The following is a 17,239-nucleotide window of genomic DNA, read 5'->3' as shown; positions in this document are numbered from 1 at the left end:
CGCACTTTTTATTTCAATTAGGAATGATCAATGACCAATCAACAAGACTATACTCAAAACAATGACAAGCTTTACCGTTATCTTTTCCAAAACCGTGCGGTTCGTGGGGAATGGGTTCGCTTAAATAAAACATTCACTGATACATTAAATACCCATCAGTATCCTAAAGCAGTACAAGATTTATTAGGTGAAATGATGGTGGCGACTAATTTGCTCACTGCCACACTAAAATTTGACGGCAATATCACCGTACAAATTCAAGGCGATGGTCCATTACGCTTAGCATTAGTAAATGGCAATGATCAACAACAAATCCGCGCCCTTGCTCGAGTGGATGGGAACATCACTGAAAATATGAGTCTGCATAATATGATTGGTAAAGGCGTATTGGTCATTACTATTGCACCAAAAGAAGGTGAACGCTATCAAGGTGTAATTAGTCTGGATAAACCAACGATCACAGAATGCTTAGAAGATTATTTTGTACGCTCAGAACAGCTTCAAACTCAATTAATTATTCGTACTGGAGAATATGAAGGAAAGCCGGTGGCAGCAGGTATGCTATTACAGATTATGCCTGATGGTTCTGGTACACCAGAAGATTTTGAGCATTTAACTACGCTCGCAGCAACAGTAAAAGATGAAGAATTATTTGGTCTTCCTGCAGAAGAGTTACTCTATCGTTTGTATCATGAAGAGACCGTCAATCTTTATCCAGCACAAGATGTACAATTTTTCTGTGGCTGCTCTGCAGAGCGTTCTGGTTCTGCATTACTGCTCATCTCCGATGAAGAAATTGACGAAATATTAGCCGAGCATAAAGGCAGTATTGATATGCAATGTGAGTGTTGCGGCACACATTATTTCTTTAACAAAGAAGCAATTGAAAAATTAAAATCAACAAAACTTTAAAAACAATCCCGACGCCATGTCGGGATTTTTGATCTACATCATCAATACACCTAAAAATAGGTAATAAAAAGCCATGATTTTTCAAAAATGAGATCTAGTTAACATTTTTTTGCATTGACATTCTTTAGAATAGGCGACAGTTAAATTTTAATCTTAAATATTAGAGGTGACTTATGACAGACTTAAACAAAGTAGTAAAAGAACTTGAAGCTCTAGGCATTTATGACGTAAAAGAAGTTGTCTACAATCCAAGCTACGAGCAATTGTTCGAAGAAGAAACCAATCCAGGTTTAGAAGGCTTTGAAAAAGGTACTTTAACTACGACCGGTGCAGTAGCTGTAGATACTGGTATCTTCACTGGCCGTTCACCAAAAGATAAATATATCGTGTTAGATGAAAAAACCAAAGATACTGTTTGGTGGACATCTGAAGCAGCAAAAAATGACAACAAACCAATGAACCAAGCTACATGGCAAAGCTTAAAAGACTTGGTGACTAACCAACTTTCTCGTAAACGCTTATTTGTGGTTGATGGTTTCTGTGGCGCTAGCGAACACGACCGTATTGCAGTACGTATTGTAACTGAAGTTGCATGGCAAGCACATTTTGTGAAAAACATGTTTATTCGCCCAACTGAAGAACAACTCAAAAATTTTGAACCTGATTTCGTTGTAATGAACGGTTCTAAAGTAACTAATCCAAACTGGAAAGAACAAGGTTTAAATTCAGAAAACTTCGTTGCTTTCAACTTAACTGAGCGCATTCAATTAATCGGTGGTACTTGGTACGGCGGTGAAATGAAAAAAGGTATGTTCTCAATGATGAACTACTTCCTACCACTTAAAGGTGTTGGCGCAATGCACTGCTCAGCTAACGTGGGTAAAGATGGTGATGTAGCAATCTTCTTCGGCTTATCTGGCACAGGTAAAACAACACTTTCAACCGATCCAAAACGTGAATTAATCGGTGATGATGAGCACGGTTGGGATGATGTGGGTATCTTTAACTTTGAAGGTGGTTGCTATGCGAAAACCATTCATCTTTCAGAAGAAAATGAACCGGATATTTACCACGCTATCCGTCGTGATGCATTATTAGAAAATGTGGTTGTTCGTGCAGATGGTTCTGTTGATTTCGATGATGGTTCAAAAACAGAAAATACTCGCGTGTCTTACCCAATTTACCACATCGATAACATTGTAAAACCAGTTTCTCGTGCTGGTCACGCAACGAAAGTGATTTTCTTAACTGCAGATGCATTTGGCGTATTACCACCAGTATCTAAATTGACACCAGAACAAACTAAATACTACTTCTTATCTGGTTTCACTGCAAAATTAGCAGGTACTGAGCGTGGTATTACCGAACCAACTCCAACTTTCTCAGCATGTTTTGGTGCAGCGTTCTTAACCCTTCACCCAACTCAATATGCAGAAGTGTTAGTAAAACGTATGAAAGCAGCAGGTGCTGAAGCTTACTTAGTGAATACTGGTTGGAATGGCACAGGCAAACGTATCTCAATCAAAGATACTCGCGGAATCATTGATGCAATCTTAGATGGCTCAATTGAAAAAGCTGAAATGGGCGAATTACCAATCTTCAACTTAGCAATTCCTAAAGCATTACCAGGTGTAGATTCTGCAATCTTAGATCCTCGTGATACTTACGCAGATAAAGCACAATGGCAATCAAAAGCTGAAGACTTAGCTGGTCGCTTTGTGAAAAACTTTGTTAAATATGCAACTAACGAAGAAGGCAAAGCTTTAATTGCAGCTGGTCCTAAAGCTTAATTAAAAATACTAAAAATATTAACCGCACTTTGGGTAACTGAAGTGCGGTCATTTTTTATCTGTTTTCAAGCTGATAAATGTATTCAAAAATTTACAAAAATCCAGTAAAATCACCGCGTTTTAACTTTCGTCAATTAAAAGGACAATGCAATGCTTAACCAAATTAAAAAAGATGCTCAAGATCGTATGGAAAAAAGCCTTGAAGCATTAAGAGGCCATATTTCGAAAATCCGTACTGGTCGTGCACAACCAAGTTTACTTGATGCAATTCAAGTTGAATATTATGGTGCAGCGACCCCACTTCGCCAATTAGCAAACGTAGTGGCAGAAGATGCGCGTACATTAGCTGTAACTGTTTTTGATCGTTCTTTAATCTCCGCGGTAGAAAAAGCAATTTTAACCTCAGATTTAGGTTTAAACCCATCTTCAGCGGGTACCACAATCCGTGTTCCGCTTCCTCCATTAACAGAAGAACGCCGTCGTGATTTAATCAAAATTGTGAAAGGCGAAGGTGAACAAGGTAAAGTTGCGGTTCGTAATGTGCGTCGTGATGCGAATGATAAAATCAAAGCATTATTAAAAGACAAAGAAATCAGTGAAAACGAACAACATAAAGCAGAAGAAGAAATCCAAAAAATCACAGATATTTACATTAAAAAAGTAGATGAAGTATTAGCGGATAAAGAAAAAGAATTAATGGATTTCTAATCATAAAAAATGCGAAAGGCAGACAGTTTTGTCTGCCTTTATTTTATTAGGTATGCGAATTTAGACGTACCAATAAAAATATAATCAACAAAAGTGCGGTAAAGATTCTATGCAAAAACAAAACATTGTCATTCTTGGTTCAACGGGATCAATCGGTAAGAGTACCCTCTCTGTTATCGAAAATAACCCTCAGAAATATCATGCATTTGCACTCGTCGGCGGAAAAAATGTAGAAGCAATGTTTGAACAATGCATAAAATTCCGACCGCACTTTGCTGCTCTTGATGATGTAAATGCTGCTAAAATTTTACGTGAGAAATTAATTGCGCATCATATTTCAACGGAAGTATTAGCAGGACAACAAGCTATTTGTGAACTTGCAGCACACCCAGATGCCGATCAGATAATGGCATCGATTGTTGGCGCAGCAGGATTATTACCGACTCTTTCAGCGGTTAAAGCGGGTAAACGGGTATTACTGGCAAATAAAGAATCATTGGTAACCTGCGGACAGCTTTTTATTGATGCCGTAAAAAACTATGGTGCAAAACTTTTACCAGTAGATAGTGAACATAATGCTATTTTTCAATCATTACCGCCAGAAGCACAAGAAAAAATCGGTTTTTGCCCACTTTCTGAATTAGGTGTAAGTAAAATTATACTCACCGGTTCTGGCGGGCCATTTCGTTACACACCACTCGAACAGTTTGCTAGTATCACACCAGAACAAGCAGTTGCGCACCCTAATTGGTCTATGGGTAAAAAAATCTCTGTCGATTCAGCTACAATGATGAATAAGGGCTTGGAATACATTGAGGCTCGCTGGCTTTTCAACGCAAGTGCGGAAGAAATGGAAGTCATTATTCATCCACAATCGATTATTCATTCTATGGTACGTTATGTTGATGGCTCAGTCATTGCTCAAATGGGAAATCCAGATATGCGTACACCAATTGCAGAAACTATGGCATATCCTCAGCGCACTTTTGCTGGGGTAGAACCACTCGATTTCTTTAAAGTCAAAGAACTGACGTTTATTGAACCTGATTTTAATCGTTATCCAAATTTAAAACTGGCTATTGATGCCTTTGCTGCGGGTCAGTATGCGACAACAGCAATGAATGCAGCTAATGAAATTGCCGTACAAGCATTTTTAGATCGTCAAATTAGCTTTATGGATATTGCAAAAATTAATGCAAAAACAATTGAGAAAATTTCGCCTTATACCATTCAAAATATTGATGATGTACTCGAAATTGATGCACAAGCAAGAGAGATTGCGAAAACGCTAATTGGGGAATAGACCTAGAATAACTAGGTCTAGTTTATTCGATTTAATGGCATACAAATTCCAAAATGCACATATAGGCTGCAATACAAAATAAAATAATCGCCAATAATTTTCTTGTTAAAGCCGGATTCATTAATCCACGCAATTTCATTGAGAAGAAACTCATTCCAAATGACCCCAGAGTAACGACACCAACCACAAGAAAATTTACATATCCTAATTGACCACTTAGACTGACATCATAAGGAAAGGCTCTTGTGAGATAGCCATATAAATTACCAATCCCACCAATAATCATCATGTAGTTCGTATAAACGGCAATTTGCTGCGTTTTTACCCCTTTTAATTGGCCTACAAGCGGAGCAAGGATAGATCCGCCTCCAATACCTGTAATACCGGCAATTAAGCCTCCTCCGCAGCAACTAATACTACCTTTAGCTCGTTCTATAGGAGACATATTAGACACTTCTATTTGTGTTCTCGATCTGTTTAAAAATGTTTTAATCGCAAGTGCACTCAAACTGACTGTAAAAATTAAACTAATTATCGCTGTAGAAAAATAAAAACTTAATTCAAAACCAATTTGCACGCCAATCACCATAGCAATAGACCATAAAATCATATTGATATAATCAATTTTGATTTTTTGCTTATGGAAAAATAATAAGTTAATCAATGCGGTACACATTACAATGGTGAGTGACGTAGCTGAAATAACTTGAATCGGCAATTCTGGAAATAATGTACGTAAAATTGGCACCATCAAGACCCCACCGCCAATACCCAAAATAGCAGAAACCATATTGGTACAAATACCGCAAATCAGTAAGATAAAAATTGTACTAATTGCCATTGCTACTCCTATCAAGAAAATCAGCTTAATAATATATTCTAATTGTGGCGTAAGGGGATGAGCATATCTTATGATCAGCATCATATACACTTAAAAATATTCTGTTATGATGAAAAAAATAGAAAGGATATGATGTATGAACGCATTTCAATTAATGGCAAAACCTACTGGCTCAATTTGTAATTTAGATTGCCAGTATTGCTTTTACTTGGAAAAACCTCATTTAAATCAACGGGCCATGAGTGATGAGGTATTAGAAACCTATATCAGATCTTACATAGAAACAGCCCCTCAACAACAAGTAACTTTCCTCTGGCAAGGCGGTGAACCAACCATGGCAGGCCTTGATTTCTATAAAAGAGCGGTCGATTTTCAGCATAAATACGCTAATGGGAAACAAATTGAAAATTCGCTACAAACCAATGGTATATTACTTAATGCCGATTGGTGTCGTTTTCTACATGATCATAATTTTCTTGTGGGGCTTTCTATAGATGGTCCAGAACACTTACACGATACCTATCGTTTAACTAAAAATGGCAAAGGCACATTTCAACAAGTAATAGATGCACTAGATTTACTACATAACTATCAAGTGTCTTTTAATACTCTCACTGTAGTGCATAATCTAAATGTTCTACATGGCAAAGAAATCTATCATTTTCTAAAACGAATTGGATCACTATATATGCAATTTATTCCACTAATGGGAGATTATAAGCAACAAGCCTCTGCAAAGGATTATGGCCAGTTTCTAATTAATATTTTTGATGAATGGTACGCCAATGATGTAGGAAAGATTGGGATTCAATTTATTGAACAATGGTTTATGGCTTATCTTGGATTACAACCTGATTTATGTATTTTTCGTGAAACCTGCGGTGATCAATTAGTTATTGAACAAAATGGCGATATTTATAGTTGCGATCATTATGTATACCCTGAATACAAATTGGGAAACCTCATAGAAACACCAGTAGTAACATTAGTTGATAACATAAAACAAAAACATTTTGGTTCAGCGAAATCCTTTCTTTCCGAACGATGCAAAAGCTGTAAATTTCGTTTTGCCTGTCATGGAGGTTGCCCAAAACATCGAACTGTTCAAGGATTTGGAAAACCACATAATCAACTCTGTGAAGCCTATTATGCAGCGCTCTCTCACATGGAACCCTATTTGAAAGAATTTGCAAAATGCTTTGGTAACGCAAAATAACATTATTCATTTAAAATAAAAATTTTGTTACCAAGTTAACACTTTTAAAACTTGCTTATAGCGGATAAAAACAGAAATTTGTATAGTAACCTAAAGTTGTTTATGTATTAAAAGGATATTTATGTCAAGCTCATCACCTTATTTACCTCAAAACTTACACCAATGCATTATTTCTGAAAGTAAAACACTAGGGAAAAACAGCTTAATTTATACTCAAGGTGAAAAACCTAAAGAATTTTATTTTTTAAAACGAGGGCTTGTCGGGCTTTATCATAGCTTAGAAAATGGTAAAGAAACCTTGATTCGACTTTATCATGCTAACGAGTATTTTGGGTTTAGAACAATCTTTAGTGAAACAACTTATCATTGTAGTGCAAAGGTATTACTAGAAGCAGATATTATTCGTATATTTCCTGGAAATCACACTACTTTTATCGCAAATAATCCTGATTTTTCCCGCTATCTTATGAAACAACTTTCGAATGAATTATATGACGCAGAACACCGAGTAAGTAGTACAGCCTATAAACGAAGCTACGAGCGTATAATTGATGCAATTGAAAATCTAACTGAAAGTTATCCCGATTATCCTTGGACCTACCGAGAAGTAGCTGAATTTTGTGGATGCGAAACAGAAACTGCCATTCGTATTAGTCAAGAATTAAAGAAACAAGGAATTCTAGACAAAAATACAAGACATTTACGAATCTGCTCTTAAATTCAATATTATGGTTTTGAACTATCTATCTAAATAATTTTTCAGTAAATAAAGCTCTTTTTACTTACATATAAAATAAAAAAGCTCACTATAAAGTGAGCTTTTCCTTTGAATTGATTTTTATTCCTCAGTAGCTGCTTCAGCAACTTCTGGGCGATCAACTAACTCAATGTATGCCATTGGTGCATTATCGCCTACACGGAAACCACATTTCAAAATGCGAGTGTAACCACCTGCACGTTGAGCAAAACGTGGACCTAATTCATTAAATAATTTTGCAACAGTTTCAACGTTGCGAGTACGAGCGAATGCTAAACGACGGTTTGCAACGCTATCTACTTTTGCTAATGTAATTAACGGTTCAACTACACGGCGTAATTCTTTAGCTTTAGGCAAAGTAGTCTTAATGATTTCATGACTAACTAAAGCACTTGCTAAGTTACGAAACATCGCTTGGCGATGGCTGCTATTACGGTTTAGTTGACGACCACTCTTACGATGGCGCATGATCTTATCCTTCTCAGAAAAATCTTAACCTATGACCAAACTAGTCTTCAGCAATACTTGCTGGTGGCCAATTTTCAAGGCGCATACCAAGTGACAAGCCACGTGAAGCGAGCACATCCTTAATTTCAGTAAGAGATTTCTTACCAAGATTAGGTGTTTTTAATAATTCAACTTCTGTACGTTGTACTAAATCACCGATATAATGAATTGTTTCTGCTTTCAAACAGTTAGCAGAACGAACTGTCAACTCTAAATCATCTACAGGACGTAATAAAATCGGATCAAATTCCGGTTTTTCTTCCTTAATCTCAGGTTGACGAACATCACGCAAATCAACGAATGCATCGAGTTGCTCTGCTAAGATTGTTGCAGCACGACGAATTGCTTCTTCAGGCTCAAGGGTTCCATTAGTTTCTAACTCGATAACAAGTTTATCTAGGTCGGTACGTTGTTCAACACGAGCTGCTTCAACATTATATGCAATGCGATCAACTGGGCTGTAACAAGCATCAACAAGTAAGCGACCAATTGGGCGCTCCTCTGCTTGACTATGAGTGCGAGCTGAAGCTGGAACATATCCTCTACCACGCTGAACTCGAATACGCATACTGATTGATGCATTTTCGTCAGTTAAGTGACAGATTACATGATTCGGATTCACAATTTCAACATCACCATCATGGGTGATATCCGCTGCAACAACAGGGCCAATTCCAGATTTATTTAGTGTCAGAATAACATCATCTTTATTCTGTACTTTAACCGCTAGACCTTTAAGGTTTAAAAGAACTTCAAGAATATCTTCTTGAACACCTTCCTTACTACTATATTCGTGCAATACGCCATCAATTTCCACTTCAGTTACAGCACAACCTGGCATTGAAGACAGAAGGATACGACGTAATGCATTACCTAGAGTATGGCCAAAACCACGCTCTAACGGCTCTAAGATCACTTTAGCATGAGTTGAACTAATTTGTTCAATATCTACTAAACGTGGTTTTAAAAATTCTGTAACAGAACCCTGCATTTTATCCTCTCTTTGCTTTTAAGCTTAACTATTATTTAGAGTAAAGCTCAACGATCAGATGTTCGTTAATATCTGCTGATAAATCAGAACGTTCAGGAACACGTTTGAACACACCTTCCATTTTTGCAGAATCAACTTCTAACCATGTTGGTTTTTCTCTTTGTTCTGCTAATTCTAATGACGCTTTAATACGTGCTTGTTTTTTAGATTTCTCACGAACAGCAACAACATCATTTACAGAAACTTGGAAAGATGGAATGTTAACAACACGACCATTTACAACAATCGCTTTATGGCTCACTAATTGGCGAGCTTCTGCACGAGTTGCAGCAAATCCCATGCGATAAACAACGTTATCCAATCTACCTTCTAATAACACTAATAAATTTTCACCAGTGTTACCTTTTAAACGGTTTGCTTCTTTATAGTAGTTACGGAATTGACGTTCTAAAATACCATAGATACGACGAACTTTTTGTTTTTCACGTAATTGACTACCATAGTCAGACAAACGCGGTTTACGAGCACCATGTTGACCAGGTGCTGTATCAATTTTACATTTTGAATCAATCGCACGCACGCCTGATTTAAGAAATAAATCAGTACCTTCACGACGGCTGAGCTTGAGTTTTGGACCCAAATATCTTGCCATTTTCTTTCTCCAACTATCCTATATACGTCTTAAACGCGACGTTTTTTCGGTGGACGACAACCGTTATGAGGAATCGGAGTCACATCAGTAATATTCGTGATACGGAAACCCGCTGCGTTTAACGCGCGAATTGTAGATTCACGACCTGGACCCGGACCTTTAACCATAACTTCCAAGTTCTTTAAGCCGAATTCTTTAACAATTTCAGCACAACGTTCAGCAGCAACTTGCGCAGCGAACGGGGTAGATTTACGAGAACCACGGAAACCTGAACCACCTGCAGTCGCCCATGCTAGAGCGTTACCTTGACGGTCAGTAATAGTAACGATTGTATTATTGAAAGATGCGTGAATATGTGCTACGCCATCTACGACTTGTTTTTTTACACGTTTACGTGCACGAACTGGTGTTTTAGCCATTCTTTATTTACCCCGACTATTTTTTGATCGGCTTACGTGGACCCTTACGGGTACGCGCATTAGTTTTAGTACGTTGACCACGTACCGGTAAACTACGACGGTGACGTAAACCACGATAACAACCTAAGTCTAAAAGACGTTTGATGTTTAGTGTTACTTCACGACGTAAATCACCTTCAACGGTAAATTTACCAACTTCGTCACGCAGTTTGTCAATCTGCTCTTCAGACAATTCTCTGATCTTAACATCTTCAGCAATACCCGCTGCAGCACAAATAGCTTTTGAACGAGTCTTACCAATACCGTAAATTGCAGTTAAAGCGATTACAGCGTGTTTGTGATCAGGAATGTTAATGCCTGCAATACGGGCCACTATGCACTCCTATTATTTTAACTAATTTGGTATTCTGATCTTGAAAAGCCCGTTTTCAGGATACTCAAACAGAATACCAAGGACATAAATGAGTTGAGCAGTATAACTGCTCAACTGGTTCTTTGCAAGAAAAAATATGAATTAACCTTGACGTTGTTTATGTTTAGGATCGCTGCACAATACGCGTACAACACCTTCACGTTTAACAATTTTACAGTTACGACACATTTTCTTTACGGAAGCACGAACTTTCATTGCTTATCCTTTTCTACTAAATGAACAATTATTGTCCAAAACCTTTAAGGTTTGCTTTTTTCAACGCAGACTCATATTGAGACGACATTAAGTGACTCTGAACCTGCACGATGAAATCCATAATTACAACGACTACAATTAAAAGAGATGTTCCACCGAAGTAAAATTTAACATCCCAAGCCGATGTCATAATATAAGGAACTAAACACACAAACGTTACATAAAGACCGCCAATCAGTGTAAGACGAGTCATAACTTTATCAATATAACGAGATGTTTGTTCCCCTGGTCTAATTCCTGGAATAAATGCACCAGATTTTTTTAGATTATCTGCTGTATCTCGCGGATTATACTGCATTGCAGTGTAAAAGAAGCTAAAGAAAATAATTGCTACAGCATAAACAAGCAAATAAAGAGGTTGACCCGGATTCAACAGCATAGATAAGTTATTTAACCACTCAAACTTATCATTTTGTCCAAACCATTGAGTTAAGGTAGCAGGAAATAAAATAATACTTGAGGCAAAAATTGCCGGCATTACGTTTGCCATATTTACTTTCAATGGTAAATGTGTCGAATGACCACCTAAAATTTGACGACCTTGTTGACGCTTTGCATATTCAACGCGAATTCTACGCTGTCCTCTTTCAACAAAAACAACGAAATAAGTTACTGCAAATACAATAGCTGCGATAAGAAGAAGCACTAATGGATGCATCTGTCCTTGACGAGCCTGCTCAATAGTTTGAAGTATAGCCGATGGTAAACCAGCTACGATACCGCCAAAAACAAGAATTGAAATACCGTTACCAATACCTCTTTCAGTAATTTGTTCACCTAACCACATGAGGAACATAGTTCCAGTTACTAAGCTAACAACTGAAGTGAAGTAAAAACCAAATCCAACATTTGGCACTAAGCCAGGTAACATATTTGGTAAACCTGTTGAAATAGCTACTGCCTGAATGGTTGCAAAAACAACTGTCGCATACCGAGTATACTTAGAAATTTTACGTTGACCAGCAGCACCTTCTTTCTTTAATTCTGCTAAAGCAGGAGAAACCGTTGCAAGCAACTGAATTACAATAGATGCCGAGATATACGGCATAATACCTAATGCTAAGATAGATGCACGGCTTAATGCACCACCAGAGAACATGTTAAACATGTCAATGATGGTGCCTTTTTGTTGTTCAACTAATTGAGCTAGCACAGCCGCATCAATACCAGGAACCGGAATGAAAGAACCAATTCGGTAAACGATAAGCGCACCTAAAACGAAAAGTAATCGGCTTTTTAATTCACCTTTACCGCTATTAGTACTTCTTGCTTGATAACCTGGTTGTTTAGCCATTTGCTAATTATTCCTCAACTGAACCGCCAGCAGCTTCAATTGCTGCTTTTGCACCCTTAGTTACACGCAAACCACGAACTGTTACTGCAGATTTCACTTCACCCGCTAAAACTACTTTAGCGAATTGGATATCTTTAGTTAAGATATTTGCTGCTTTTAATGTTTCTAAGGTTACTACATTACCTTCAACTTTGGTTAATTCATTCAAACGAACTTCTGCAGTTACTGCAGCTTTCATTGAAGTGAAACCAAATTTTGGTAAACGACGGTATAACGGCATTTGACCACCTTCGAAACCGCGACGAACACCGCCACCAGTACGAGATTTTTGACCTTTATGACCACGGCCACCTGTCTTGCCTAAACCTGAACCAATACCACGACCAAGGCGTTTAGCGCTATGCTTTGCACCTTCAGCCGGAGATAGAGTATTTAAACGCATCTCTTACTCCTCCACTTTAACCATGTATGAAACTTGGTTAATCATACCACGTACTGCAGGCGTATCAATTAACTCAACAGTGTGGTGCATATGGCGAAGACCAAGACCACGCAAGGTAGCTTTATGCTTCGGTAAACGAGCAATTGAACTACGAACTTGTGTTACTTTAATAGTTTTAGCCATTATTCATTACCCCAAGATTTCATCAACAGTTTTACCGCGTTTTGCAGCAACCATTTCTGGTGATTTCATGTTTGCTAATGCATCAATAGTTGCACGAACAACGTTAATTGGGTTGGTAGAACCATACGCTTTAGAAAGAACGTTACGTACACCTGCAACTTCTAATACTGCACGCATTGCACCACCAGCGATGATACCTGTACCTTCGCTTGCTGGCTGCATAAATACACGTGAACCAGTATGTACACCTTTAACTGGATGCTGTAATGTACCTTCATTCAAAGCAACGTTAATCATATTACGACGTGCTTTTTCCATTGCTTTTTGGATCGCTGCTGGAACTTCGCGTGCTTTACCATAACCAAAACCTACTCGGCCATTACCATCGCCCACCACAGTTAATGCAGTGAAACTCATAATACGACCACCTTTTACAGTTTTTGATACACGGTTTACTGCGATTAGCTTCTCTTGCAGTTCACCAACTTGTTTTTCGATGTTTGACATCTCAATTTACCTCATTAGAACTGTAGACCAGCTTCACGTGCAGCGTCCGCTAAAGTTTGGACACGACCATGATATTTAAAACCGGAACGATCAAAAGCAACAGCTTGAACGCCTTTTGCTAATGCGCGTTCTGCAACAGCTTTACCTACTGCAGCAGCAGCATCTTTATTACCGGTGTATTTTACTTGCTCACGAATTGCTTTCTCAACAGTTGAAGCAGCGGCAAGCACTTCTGAACCGTTTGGTGCAATAACTTGTGCATAAATATGACGTGGAGTGCGGTGAATAACTAAACGAGTTACACCTTGCTCTCTCATCATATGACGTGCACGAGCTGCACGACGGATACGAGCTGATTTCTTATCCATAGTGTTACCTTAATTATTTCTTCTTAGCCTCTTTGATACGTACCACTTCATCAGCGTAACGTACCCCTTTACCTTTATAAGGCTCAGGACGGCGATAAGCACGAATATCTGCTGCAACTTGACCGATCAACTGTTTGTCTGCACCTTTCAACACGATTTCGGTTTGAGATGGACATTCTGCAGTAATACCTGCCGGTAAAGTATGCTCTACTGGGTGAGAATAGCCTAAACTTAATGCAATTGCATTGCCTTTAAGTTGAGCTCTGTAACCTACACCCACCAATACCAATTTTTTAGTGAAACCTTCAGTAACACCGATAACCATTGCATTAACTAATGCACGTGCAGTACCCGATTGAGCATTTGCTTCAACAAAACCTTCACGTGGAGTGAACGTAAATTGTCCGTTATCTTGTTTTACTTCAACTGATTCATGAATTTTGCGAGATAACTCGCCATTTTTACCTTTTACTGTTAATAGCTGACCGTCGAGTTTAACTTCAACGCCGGCAGGAATATTAACAGGTGCCTTTGCAACACGAGACATTTTCCTACCTCTCTATTAAGCTACATAACAGATGATCTCACCGCCTAAACCTGCTTGACGAGCAGCGCGGTCAGTCATAACACCTTTAGATGTAGAAATAACTGCAACACCTAAACCGCCCATAACTTTTGGTAATTCATCTTTACGTTTGTAAATACGAAGACCAGGACGACTTACACGTTGGATGCTTTCTACAACTGGTTTGCCTTGGAAATATTTTAAAGTAATTTCCAATTCAGGTTTAGCACCTTCTAAAACTTTTACGCTTTCGATATAACCTTCAGCAGCTAATACGTTGGCAATTGCCACTTTTAGCTTGGAAGAAGGCATATTGATTGCAACTTTGTTCGCAGCTTGACCGTTACGAATACGGGTCAGCATATCTGCGATTGGATCTTGCATACTCATTGTACTTTTTCTCCGATTCCAAAATAAAGTGGTATATTACCAGCTCGCTTTTTTAAGGCCTGGGATTTCACCGCGCATTGCAGCTTCACGAACCTTAATTCGGCTTAAACCAAACTTACGTAAAACGCCATGAGGACGTCCAGTTTGGCGGCAACGGTTACGTTGACGAGATGGGCTAGAATCACGTGGTAAAGTTTGTAACTTTAACACTGCATCCCAACGATCTTCATCAGAGGCATTGACATCAGAAATGATTTTCTTTAATTCAACACGTTTTGCGTAGAATTTTTCAGCCAATTTAACGCGTTTTACATCGCGTGCTTTCATTGATTGTTTAGCCATTATAACCTGCCTTATTTACGGAATGGGAAATTAAAGGCAGCAAGTAGTGCTTGACCTTCTTCATCATTCTTAGCAGTAGTTGTGATAGTGATATCTAAACCACGTACACGATCTACTTTATCGTAATCGATTTCAGGGAAGATGATTTGTTCACGCACACCCATGCTATAGTTACCACGACCATCGAATGATTTCGCGCTTAAACCGCGGAAGTCACGAATACGTGGAACAGCAATTGTAATTAAACGTTCAAAGAACTCCCACATACGCTCACCGCGTAGTGTTACTTTACAACCGATTGGATATCCCTGACGGATTTTAAAGCCAGCAACAGATTTACGAGCTTTAGTTACTAAAGGTTTTTGACCGCTGATTGCTGCTAAGTCCGCTACTGCGTTGTCTAGCAATTTTTTGTCGGTCAATGCTTCACCCACACCCATATTCAGGGTAATCTTTTCGATTCGTGGGACTTGCATGACAGATTTGTAGCCGAATTTATTTTTTAATTCGCTTACTACTTGATCTCTGTAGTAATCATGCAGTTTCGCCATCGCATTACTCCAGTTTGTTAGATAATTTCATTGTTAGATTTGAAGAAACGTACTTTTTTGCCGTCTTCGAATCTAAAACCTACACGGTCAGCTTTATTTGTTTTAGGATTGAAAATCGCAACATTTGAAGCGTCAATTGCAGCTTCTTTTTTCACTAAACCACCAACTTTTCCTAATGCAGGAACTGGTTTTTCATGTTTAGTAATAATGTTGATACCTTCAACAAACACTTTACCGTTTGGTAACACTTTAGTTACCTTGCCACGTTTGCCCTTATCTTTACCAGTAAGAACAATTACTTCATCATTTTGACGGATTTTAGCAGCCATTACATTCCCCTTACAGTACTTCTGGAGCTAAAGAAATGATCTTCATGAATTTCTCAGAACGAAGTTCACGAGTCACTGGTCCAAAAATACGAGTACCGATTGGTTGCTCAGTGTTATTATTTAAAATTACACAAGCGTTACCATCGAAACGAATAACTGAGCCATCTGGGCGACGAACACCCTTCTTGGTGCGCACAACAACTGCTTTTAATACATCACCTTTTTTTACTTTACCGCGTGGAATTGCTTCTTTTACAGTAATTTTGATGATGTCACCAATCGCAGCATAACGACGGTGCGATCCACCTAGAACCTTGATACACATTACGCTGCGAGCGCCTGAATTATCAGCAACATCCAGCATAGTCTGTTCTTGGATCATATTAGTGCTCCGTTAAGATTAAAAAAACACCCTTTCGGGACGAACCCATCCGCACTACTGAGACAGAATGGCGGATAGCTGTGGGATTTTATCAAAAGAAAAAGAGAAAGGCAATGATAATTTACCTTTATCCTCTTAGCCCATTTACTAAAAATGCGGTTGAAATTTACAATACTTAAATGTAAAAAAAGCCAATAGATTTACACTATTGGCTTTTATTTTATTACTCTTTGTTATTAATTAAGCAATAACTGCTTTCTCAACAACGCGAACTAAAGTCCAAGATTTGGTTTTTGATAGAGGGCGACATTCGCGAATCTCTACGGTATCACCAACTTTGGCTTCATTATTCTCATCGTGTACGTGTAATTTAGTTGTACGACGGATAAATTTACCATATAAAGGGTGTTTTACCTTACGTTCAATAGCAACAACGAAAGATTTTTCCATTTTGTCGCTAACAACTTTACCTTGTACGCTACGAATTTTATCAGTCATTACTCACCCGCCTTTTCGGTTAATACAGTTTTTACACGTGCAATATCACGACGCACTTGTTTAGCCTGATGGGTTTGTTGAAGCTGACCGGTGGCTGTCTGCATACGCAACTTGAATTGTTCACCTAAAAGGTTTACTAATTCAGCATTCAGCTCTTCAACACTTTTTGTACGTAAATCTTGAGCTTTCATTACATCACCGTCTTAGTTACGAAAGTGGTCTTAACTGGCAATTTAGCAGCTGCTAATGCAAATGCGTTTCTTGCTACTTCTTCAGACACACCATCCATTTCATAAAGCACTTTACCCGGTTGGATTAAGGCTACCCAGTACTCAACGTTACCTTTACCTTTACCCATACGGACTTCTAATGGTTTTTCAGTAATTGGTTTATCTGGGAATACACGAATCCAGATTTTACCTTGACGTTTTACTGCACGTGACATTGCACGACGTGCCGCTTCGATTTGACGAGCGGTTAAACGACAACGACCAACTGCTTTTAAACCGTAAGTACCGAAACTAACTTCAGTACCGCCCGCGATACCACGGTTGCGGCCTTTGTGAACTTTACGGAATTTTGTACGTTTTGGTTGCAACATTTA

General features: G+C 38.4%; 27 protein-coding genes. 6 read left to right on the top strand and 21 right to left on the bottom strand.

The features are described from left to right. Positions 1-30 precede the first annotated feature (30 nt). The 4 genes from hslO (at position 31) to ispC (ending at position 4,713) form a co-directional block, all read left to right on the top strand. The gene (hslO, locus tag AC6H22_RS08625) at positions 31-912 is read left to right on the top strand and encodes an Hsp33 family molecular chaperone HslO (protein ID WP_005625846.1); all 882 of its coding nucleotides are present in this window, start codon (positions 31-33) and stop codon (positions 910-912) included. 173 nt (positions 913-1,085) lie between these two features. Then, on the top strand, positions 1,086-2,702 hold the full coding sequence (pckA, locus tag AC6H22_RS08620) for a phosphoenolpyruvate carboxykinase (ATP) (protein WP_005625848.1): 1,617 nt from the start codon (positions 1,086-1,088) through the stop codon (positions 2,700-2,702). A gap of 150 nt (positions 2,703-2,852) precedes the next feature. Continuing rightward, positions 2,853-3,410, top strand: coding sequence for a ribosome recycling factor (frr, locus tag AC6H22_RS08615; RefSeq protein WP_005625850.1), 558 nt, complete (start codon positions 2,853-2,855; stop codon positions 3,408-3,410). A 109-nt stretch (positions 3,411-3,519) separates the two neighbouring features. Continuing rightward, complete coding sequence (ispC, locus tag AC6H22_RS08610; protein WP_005625853.1) at positions 3,520-4,713, top strand: 1-deoxy-D-xylulose-5-phosphate reductoisomerase; 1,194 nt, start codon at positions 3,520-3,522, stop codon at positions 4,711-4,713. 31 nt (positions 4,714-4,744) lie between these two features. Here the strand turns inward: ispC and AC6H22_RS08605 are convergent, their stop codons facing one another. Further along, positions 4,745-5,554: a sulfite exporter TauE/SafE family protein gene (locus AC6H22_RS08605; protein ID WP_032825368.1), complete on the bottom strand. Its 810-nt coding sequence runs from the start codon at positions 5,552-5,554 to the stop codon at positions 4,745-4,747. A 136-nt stretch (positions 5,555-5,690) separates the two neighbouring features. Here AC6H22_RS08605 and AC6H22_RS08600 point away from each other — a divergent pair, with 136 nt between their 5' ends. Together AC6H22_RS08600 and AC6H22_RS08595 are read left to right on the top strand one after the other, a co-directional pair. Then, positions 5,691-6,770, top strand: coding sequence for an anaerobic sulfatase maturase (locus AC6H22_RS08600; protein ID WP_118817358.1), 1,080 nt, complete (start codon positions 5,691-5,693; stop codon positions 6,768-6,770). A gap of 121 nt (positions 6,771-6,891) precedes the next feature. After that, a complete protein-coding gene (locus tag AC6H22_RS08595) occupies positions 6,892-7,488 on the top strand; it encodes a Crp/Fnr family transcriptional regulator (protein WP_046952573.1) in 597 nt (198 codons plus the stop codon). Between the two features lie 120 nt (positions 7,489-7,608). Here AC6H22_RS08595 and rplQ read toward each other — a convergent pair whose 3' ends face one another. From rplQ to rplP, 20 genes are all read right to left on the bottom strand, one after another. Then, positions 7,609-7,995: a 50S ribosomal protein L17 gene (gene rplQ, locus AC6H22_RS08590; protein ID WP_005625863.1), complete on the bottom strand. Its 387-nt coding sequence runs from the start codon at positions 7,993-7,995 to the stop codon at positions 7,609-7,611. A gap of 40 nt (positions 7,996-8,035) precedes the next feature. Further along, a complete protein-coding gene (locus tag AC6H22_RS08585) occupies positions 8,036-9,025 on the bottom strand; it encodes a DNA-directed RNA polymerase subunit alpha (RefSeq protein WP_005625865.1) in 990 nt (329 codons plus the stop codon). Positions 9,026-9,056: 31 nt separating this feature from the next. Beyond that, complete coding sequence (gene rpsD / locus AC6H22_RS08580) at positions 9,057-9,677, bottom strand: 30S ribosomal protein S4 (protein ID WP_005625866.1); 621 nt, start codon at positions 9,675-9,677, stop codon at positions 9,057-9,059. 29 nt (positions 9,678-9,706) lie between these two features. Continuing rightward, positions 9,707-10,096, bottom strand: coding sequence for a 30S ribosomal protein S11 (rpsK, locus tag AC6H22_RS08575; protein WP_005543603.1), 390 nt, complete (start codon positions 10,094-10,096; stop codon positions 9,707-9,709). A gap of 16 nt (positions 10,097-10,112) precedes the next feature. Further along, positions 10,113-10,469 (bottom strand): 30S ribosomal protein S13, encoded by a 357-nt coding sequence (rpsM, locus tag AC6H22_RS08570; protein WP_005625867.1) that lies wholly within the window; start codon positions 10,467-10,469, stop codon positions 10,113-10,115. A 141-nt stretch (positions 10,470-10,610) separates the two neighbouring features. Continuing rightward, positions 10,611-10,724: a 50S ribosomal protein L36 gene (gene rpmJ, locus AC6H22_RS08565; RefSeq protein ID WP_005625868.1), complete on the bottom strand. Its 114-nt coding sequence runs from the start codon at positions 10,722-10,724 to the stop codon at positions 10,611-10,613. A 28-nt stretch (positions 10,725-10,752) separates the two neighbouring features. After that, complete coding sequence (gene secY / locus AC6H22_RS08560; protein WP_005625869.1) at positions 10,753-12,078, bottom strand: preprotein translocase subunit SecY; 1,326 nt, start codon at positions 12,076-12,078, stop codon at positions 10,753-10,755. Positions 12,079-12,085: 7 nt separating this feature from the next. After that, positions 12,086-12,520 carry a 50S ribosomal protein L15 gene (gene rplO / locus AC6H22_RS08555; RefSeq protein WP_005625870.1) on the bottom strand — a complete coding sequence of 145 codons (435 nt, stop codon included), beginning with the start codon at positions 12,518-12,520 and terminating at the stop codon, positions 12,086-12,088. Positions 12,521-12,523: 3 nt separating this feature from the next. Beyond that, positions 12,524-12,703: a 50S ribosomal protein L30 gene (gene rpmD / locus AC6H22_RS08550; protein ID WP_005543631.1), complete on the bottom strand. Its 180-nt coding sequence runs from the start codon at positions 12,701-12,703 to the stop codon at positions 12,524-12,526. Between the two features lie 6 nt (positions 12,704-12,709). Further along, positions 12,710-13,210: a 30S ribosomal protein S5 gene (gene rpsE, locus AC6H22_RS08545; RefSeq protein WP_005625871.1), complete on the bottom strand. Its 501-nt coding sequence runs from the start codon at positions 13,208-13,210 to the stop codon at positions 12,710-12,712. Positions 13,211-13,224: 14 nt separating this feature from the next. Continuing rightward, positions 13,225-13,578 (bottom strand): 50S ribosomal protein L18, encoded by a 354-nt coding sequence (gene rplR / locus AC6H22_RS08540; protein WP_005625873.1) that lies wholly within the window; start codon positions 13,576-13,578, stop codon positions 13,225-13,227. A 13-nt stretch (positions 13,579-13,591) separates the two neighbouring features. After that, positions 13,592-14,125: a 50S ribosomal protein L6 gene (gene rplF, locus AC6H22_RS08535; protein WP_005625876.1), complete on the bottom strand. Its 534-nt coding sequence runs from the start codon at positions 14,123-14,125 to the stop codon at positions 13,592-13,594. A 15-nt stretch (positions 14,126-14,140) separates the two neighbouring features. Beyond that, the gene (gene rpsH, locus AC6H22_RS08530) at positions 14,141-14,533 is read right to left on the bottom strand and encodes a 30S ribosomal protein S8 (RefSeq protein ID WP_005625877.1); all 393 of its coding nucleotides are present in this window, start codon (positions 14,531-14,533) and stop codon (positions 14,141-14,143) included. A 36-nt stretch (positions 14,534-14,569) separates the two neighbouring features. Beyond that, on the bottom strand, positions 14,570-14,875 hold the full coding sequence (gene rpsN / locus AC6H22_RS08525) for a 30S ribosomal protein S14 (protein WP_005625879.1): 306 nt from the start codon (positions 14,873-14,875) through the stop codon (positions 14,570-14,572). An 11-nt stretch (positions 14,876-14,886) separates the two neighbouring features. After that, positions 14,887-15,426, bottom strand: a complete 540-nt coding sequence (rplE, locus tag AC6H22_RS08520) for a 50S ribosomal protein L5 (protein WP_005625881.1) — start codon at positions 15,424-15,426, stop codon at positions 14,887-14,889. A gap of 17 nt (positions 15,427-15,443) precedes the next feature. After that, positions 15,444-15,755: a 50S ribosomal protein L24 gene (gene rplX, locus AC6H22_RS08515; protein ID WP_005625883.1), complete on the bottom strand. Its 312-nt coding sequence runs from the start codon at positions 15,753-15,755 to the stop codon at positions 15,444-15,446. A 10-nt stretch (positions 15,756-15,765) separates the two neighbouring features. After that, the gene (rplN, locus tag AC6H22_RS08510; RefSeq protein WP_005548786.1) at positions 15,766-16,137 is read right to left on the bottom strand and encodes a 50S ribosomal protein L14; all 372 of its coding nucleotides are present in this window, start codon (positions 16,135-16,137) and stop codon (positions 15,766-15,768) included. A gap of 240 nt (positions 16,138-16,377) precedes the next feature. Further along, the gene (gene rpsQ / locus AC6H22_RS08505) at positions 16,378-16,635 is read right to left on the bottom strand and encodes a 30S ribosomal protein S17 (RefSeq protein WP_005625886.1); all 258 of its coding nucleotides are present in this window, start codon (positions 16,633-16,635) and stop codon (positions 16,378-16,380) included. Then, positions 16,635-16,826, bottom strand: a complete 192-nt coding sequence (rpmC, locus tag AC6H22_RS08500) for a 50S ribosomal protein L29 (protein WP_005625888.1) — start codon at positions 16,824-16,826, stop codon at positions 16,635-16,637. Before rpmC ends, rpsQ begins: the two co-directional genes overlap by 1 nt. Further along, complete coding sequence (gene rplP / locus AC6H22_RS08495; protein WP_005625890.1) at positions 16,826-17,236, bottom strand: 50S ribosomal protein L16; 411 nt, start codon at positions 17,234-17,236, stop codon at positions 16,826-16,828. The genes rpmC and rplP overlap by 1 nt, the downstream gene beginning before the upstream one ends. Positions 17,237-17,239 lie beyond the last annotated feature (3 nt).

The sequence above is a fragment of the Haemophilus sp. THUN1690 genome, from assembly GCF_059704375.1.
The sequence above is the reverse complement of the archived record's forward strand: the minus strand, read 5'-3'. Positions and strand labels throughout refer to the sequence as shown.

Coding starts and splice junctions, on each gene's coding strand:
- AC6H22_RS08595 (WP_046952573.1), top strand. CDS start 6,892: ATGTCAAGCTCATCACCTTATTTACCTCAAAACTTACACCAATGCATT.
- rpmC (WP_005625888.1), bottom strand. CDS start 16,826: ATGAAAGCTCAAGATTTACGTACAAAAAGTGTTGAAGAGCTGAATGCT.
- rpmD (WP_005543631.1), bottom strand. CDS start 12,703: ATGGCTAAAACTATTAAAGTAACACAAGTTCGTAGTTCAATTGCTCGT.
- rpsK (WP_005543603.1), bottom strand. CDS start 10,096: ATGGCTAAAACACCAGTTCGTGCACGTAAACGTGTAAAAAAACAAGTC.
- rpsE (WP_005625871.1), bottom strand. CDS start 13,210: ATGTCAAACATCGAAAAACAAGTTGGTGAACTGCAAGAGAAGCTAATC.
- ispC (WP_005625853.1), top strand. CDS start 3,520: ATGCAAAAACAAAACATTGTCATTCTTGGTTCAACGGGATCAATCGGT.
- AC6H22_RS08600 (WP_118817358.1), top strand. CDS start 5,691: ATGAACGCATTTCAATTAATGGCAAAACCTACTGGCTCAATTTGTAAT.
- rplX (WP_005625883.1), bottom strand. CDS start 15,755: ATGGCTGCTAAAATCCGTCAAAATGATGAAGTAATTGTTCTTACTGGT.
- rpsQ (WP_005625886.1), bottom strand. CDS start 16,635: ATGACTGATAAAATTCGTAGCGTACAAGGTAAAGTTGTTAGCGACAAA.
- rplP (WP_005625890.1), bottom strand. CDS start 17,236: ATGTTGCAACCAAAACGTACAAAATTCCGTAAAGTTCACAAAGGCCGC.
- rpmJ (WP_005625868.1), bottom strand. CDS start 10,724: ATGAAAGTTCGTGCTTCCGTAAAGAAAATGTGTCGTAACTGTAAAATT.
- rplF (WP_005625876.1), bottom strand. CDS start 14,125: ATGTCTCGTGTTGCAAAGGCACCTGTTAATATTCCTGCCGGCGTTGAA.
- AC6H22_RS08605 (WP_032825368.1), bottom strand. CDS start 5,554: ATGGCAATTAGTACAATTTTTATCTTACTGATTTGCGGTATTTGTACC.
- rplN (WP_005548786.1), bottom strand. CDS start 16,137: ATGATCCAAGAACAGACTATGCTGGATGTTGCTGATAATTCAGGCGCT.
- hslO (WP_005625846.1), top strand. CDS start 31: ATGACCAATCAACAAGACTATACTCAAAACAATGACAAGCTTTACCGT.
- rplO (WP_005625870.1), bottom strand. CDS start 12,520: ATGCGTTTAAATACTCTATCTCCGGCTGAAGGTGCAAAGCATAGCGCT.
- rplQ (WP_005625863.1), bottom strand. CDS start 7,995: ATGCGCCATCGTAAGAGTGGTCGTCAACTAAACCGTAATAGCAGCCAT.
- rplR (WP_005625873.1), bottom strand. CDS start 13,578: ATGGATAAGAAATCAGCTCGTATCCGTCGTGCAGCTCGTGCACGTCAT.
- AC6H22_RS08585 (WP_005625865.1), bottom strand. CDS start 9,025: ATGCAGGGTTCTGTTACAGAATTTTTAAAACCACGTTTAGTAGATATT.
- pckA (WP_005625848.1), top strand. CDS start 1,086: ATGACAGACTTAAACAAAGTAGTAAAAGAACTTGAAGCTCTAGGCATT.
- rpsD (WP_005625866.1), bottom strand. CDS start 9,677: ATGGCAAGATATTTGGGTCCAAAACTCAAGCTCAGCCGTCGTGAAGGT.
- rplE (WP_005625881.1), bottom strand. CDS start 15,426: ATGGCGAAACTGCATGATTACTACAGAGATCAAGTAGTAAGCGAATTA.
- rpsH (WP_005625877.1), bottom strand. CDS start 14,533: ATGAGTATGCAAGATCCAATCGCAGATATGCTGACCCGTATTCGTAAC.
- frr (WP_005625850.1), top strand. CDS start 2,853: ATGCTTAACCAAATTAAAAAAGATGCTCAAGATCGTATGGAAAAAAGC.
- secY (WP_005625869.1), bottom strand. CDS start 12,078: ATGGCTAAACAACCAGGTTATCAAGCAAGAAGTACTAATAGCGGTAAA.
- rpsN (WP_005625879.1), bottom strand. CDS start 14,875: ATGGCTAAACAATCAATGAAAGCACGCGATGTAAAACGCGTTAAATTG.